The sequence below is a fragment of the Arthrobacter sp. KBS0703 genome, assembly GCF_002008315.2.
In the GTDB taxonomy this organism is placed as follows: Bacteria; Actinomycetota; Actinomycetes; order Actinomycetales; family Micrococcaceae; genus Arthrobacter.
The window spans coordinates 1-3,051 of record NZ_MVDG02000019.1 but is presented as its reverse complement, the minus strand read 5'-3'; the positions used below and the strand labels follow the sequence as shown (position 1 = coordinate 3,051).

At 65.9% G+C, this 3,051-nt stretch carries 1 protein-coding gene and 3 pseudogenes; 1 reads left to right on the top strand and 3 read right to left on the bottom strand.

The features are described 5' to 3' along the window. Positions 1-39: 39 nt before the first annotated feature. Positions 40-975: pseudogene (locus B1A87_RS22545) on the top strand (AI-2E family transporter); the annotation flags it as partial. 16 nt (positions 976-991) lie between these two features. Here B1A87_RS22545 and B1A87_RS22540 read toward each other — a convergent pair. The 3 genes and pseudogenes from B1A87_RS22540 to B1A87_RS22530 form a co-directional block, all read right to left on the bottom strand. Further along, entirely contained in the window at positions 992-1,792 is an 801-nt protein-coding gene (locus B1A87_RS22540) for an alpha/beta hydrolase (RefSeq protein WP_078026696.1), read from the bottom strand. Positions 1,793-1,858: 66 nt separating this feature from the next. Beyond that, positions 1,859-2,131, bottom strand: a pseudogene (locus tag B1A87_RS22535) (ATP/GTP-binding protein); the annotation flags it as partial. Between the two features lie 20 nt (positions 2,132-2,151). Then, positions 2,152-2,688: pseudogene (locus B1A87_RS22530) on the bottom strand (hypothetical protein); the annotation flags it as partial. Positions 2,689-3,051 lie beyond the last annotated feature (363 nt).

Below are 3,051 nucleotides of genomic sequence, written 5' to 3'. Positions count from 1 at the left end.
CTGTCTCTTATACACATCTAGATGTGTATAAGAGACAGCCTGTGGATTGTGGCGGCGCTTTTCATTGCCCTGGGCCTTGACCCGGTGGTGCGCTGGCTCGAATCCCGCAAGATCCCCCGGCCCGCCGGCATCCTGTTGTCGGTGTCCGTCCTGATCATTGCGGTGGTGGGCTTTTTTGCCACCCTCATCCCCACCATCGTCGAGCAGGTGACGGAACTCGTCCAGCAGGCGCCGGTGTGGGTCCGCGACTTCATCAACTCGGAGTTCTTCCGGTCCCTCGACAGCCAGTTCGGCGTCCGCGACCGCATCTCCCAGGAGCTGGACAAGTTCGTCAAGAACCCCGAGGCCATGGGCGGAATCTTCGGCGGCGTGGTGGGCTTCGGCTCCACGGTCGCGAACGGCCTCTTCGGAACGTTGATCGTGCTGGTGCTTAGCCTGTACTTCCTCGCGGCCCTGCCTGCCATGAAAAAGTGGGGATACCGGCTTGCCCCGCGGTCCAGGCGGCCCCGGGTGGAGGCGCTGTCCGAGGCAATCACCCGTTCGGTGGGCAACTACGTGATCGGACAAGCTGCGGTCGCCCTGCTGAACGCCACGTTCGCGTTCATCGTGATGTCCATCATCGGCGTGCCCTTTGCCGTGCTCCTTGCCTTCGTGGTGGCGCTGCTCGCGTTCATACCCCTGGTCGGCGGAATGATCGCCGGAGTGGTGGTTGTCCTGATCACCCTGACCCTGGGCTGGCAGCAGGCGGTCGCGTACGCCATCTGCTACTTCGCCTACCTCCAGTTCGAGGCGTACTTCATCTCGCCCCGGATCATGCAAAAGGCCGTGGCCGTCCCCGGTGCCGTGGCGGTCATCTCGGTGATTGCCGGCGGCAGCCTCCTCGGAGTCCTCGGCGCGCTGATCGCCATCCCCACAGCCGCCGCCATCCTGCTGCTCGTCAAGGAAATCTACATAGTCCGCCAGGACAAGCACTAGCGGGAAGGCATGCGCCTCACGCGGTGGCCGTGGCCACCGGCCCGTTCCACTCCTGCGGCAGCCCGGCGGCGCCTGAACCGTTGCTCGTGACGTCGTCCACGATTTCGTTCAGCACGCGCGCCGCGTGCTTCTCCCCCACCCAAAGGTGCTTGGCGCCGTCGACCGCCACCACGCGGGCCTGCGGCACCAGGCCGAAGCGCCGGGCAGCCTCGGCAGGGCGGAGATAGTCGTCGTGTTCCGGCACCAGCACGGTCAGCGGCTTGCCCGCGGCGGCCCACAGCTTGAGGTGGGCGTCGGTGGCGCGGTGCAGCGGCGGTGACAGCAGCACGGCACCCTCTACCTGCGATGCCACCGGCTCCACTGCACCGTACATAAGGGCCAGCTCGGTCCCGAACGACCACCCCACGAGCCAGCGGTTGGGCAGCTCCCGCTCGACGGCGAACCGCACGGCCGCCTCCACGTCATACCGCTCCCCGATGCCCTCTTCAAACTCGCCGTCGCTGGTTCCCCTGGGCGACGACGTTCCCCTGGTGTTGAACCGCAGCACGGCCACACCGGCCAGCGCCGGCAGCCGGTAAGAGGCTTTTCGGTAGACGTGCGAGTCCATGAAGCCGCCGTGCGTGGGCAGCGGATGCAGCGTTATCAGCGTGGCCATGACCGGGCCGGACTCCGGCAGGGCCAGCTCGCCCACCAGCGTGCGGCCGTCCTCGGTGCGGATCTCGATGTTTTCGCGACGGGCCGGCAGGACCGTGGACGCGCGGATGGCGGTCGTTTCGGACGGCTGGCTGAACACGTACGACGTCGGGTCAAAAGTCATGCGTACCAGCTTATCTTCCGCGTCAGCTGCGTTCCGTCCGCGGGCGCGGCCTACCGCCGATCGCTGTTAGCGGTAGCGGAAGTTGCGCGACGTCCAGCAGTTCGTGTGCCAGTGCCGGCGCTCCGAGAGCCCGGCGGCCGCGCCGAAGAGGTGGTCATCGGCCCACACCACAAGGTGGGCGACTCCCGGCAGCACGGCTGTGGAACAGCCGGGGCAGATGTAGGCCTTCTCCGCCTTGCGCGCGGTCATGGACCGCACCATCCAGACGCCGTCCGGGGCGCTCTCGCGGCGGGCGATCCCCGCCCGGGCCCGCTCCAGGTCAAGCTCCGGGGCCGGCCCTGAGATGTGTATAAGAGACAGGCCCACGGCGTGGAGGTGTCATTGGGGAACGTCATGGAAATCGACGTCGGCGCCGGCTTGGTGCCGTCACTGGCCAGCAGCAGCGACCAGTCGCCGTCCGCCGGCGCGGTCCACGTGTAGTCCAGCTCGCCGCTGGCATTTTCCGTGGAGACCCAGAGATCCGATCCTGCCGGAGTGGGCGCCGTGGCTTCACCGTCGGTGCGTTCCACCTGAAGGGCTTTCGTGTCCTCGGAGAGTCCTGTGACCGTGTTGTGGGCGGTCTTGCCCACCCACGCGTCGACGTCGTCCGGGCGGCCTGCGGCCAGCAGGAAACTGCCCTCACCCTTGACCTTGATGGTGACCGTGCCCCCTTCGACGGTGCGAAGTTTGTGGTCAATAACGGTCAGCGGCGCGGCTTTCGCATCAGCGGGAGCCGTGGCCGTGACGGTCTCGGCCGGGGCCCAGATGGTCGTCTGCCCGATTCCGGCCAGCAGTGTCAGGAGGCCGAGCAGCACAAGTGCAACTGCAGTCTTGAAACGCAAAGGTATACCTATCATCAGCGGGGGTTTGCTTTCAATAGTAACCGTTTTGTTACCAATCAGTCAGTTCGGCCCTTCGCAGCAGCCTCTGGCCACCCCCTGAATCGGCCTCCATCCGTCTATTGACAAGGCTGCTGATAGTGTTTGCGATGATCATCACATCCGGCCCGCAGCCGCGGCGCCATGGACGGAAAAGGCATTAAAAGCAGTGACTGAACAGACGGAACCGTCCACCCACGGCCCGGAAAACCTGCCCGACGCCAGCTCCCCCAAGAATCAGTCGGCGCCGGAAGTGAAGGCGCCCGCGGCCCGGGCCCGCCCCTGTCTCTTATACACATCTAGATGTGTATAAGAGACAGCTCCACATGGCCGCCGGCGATG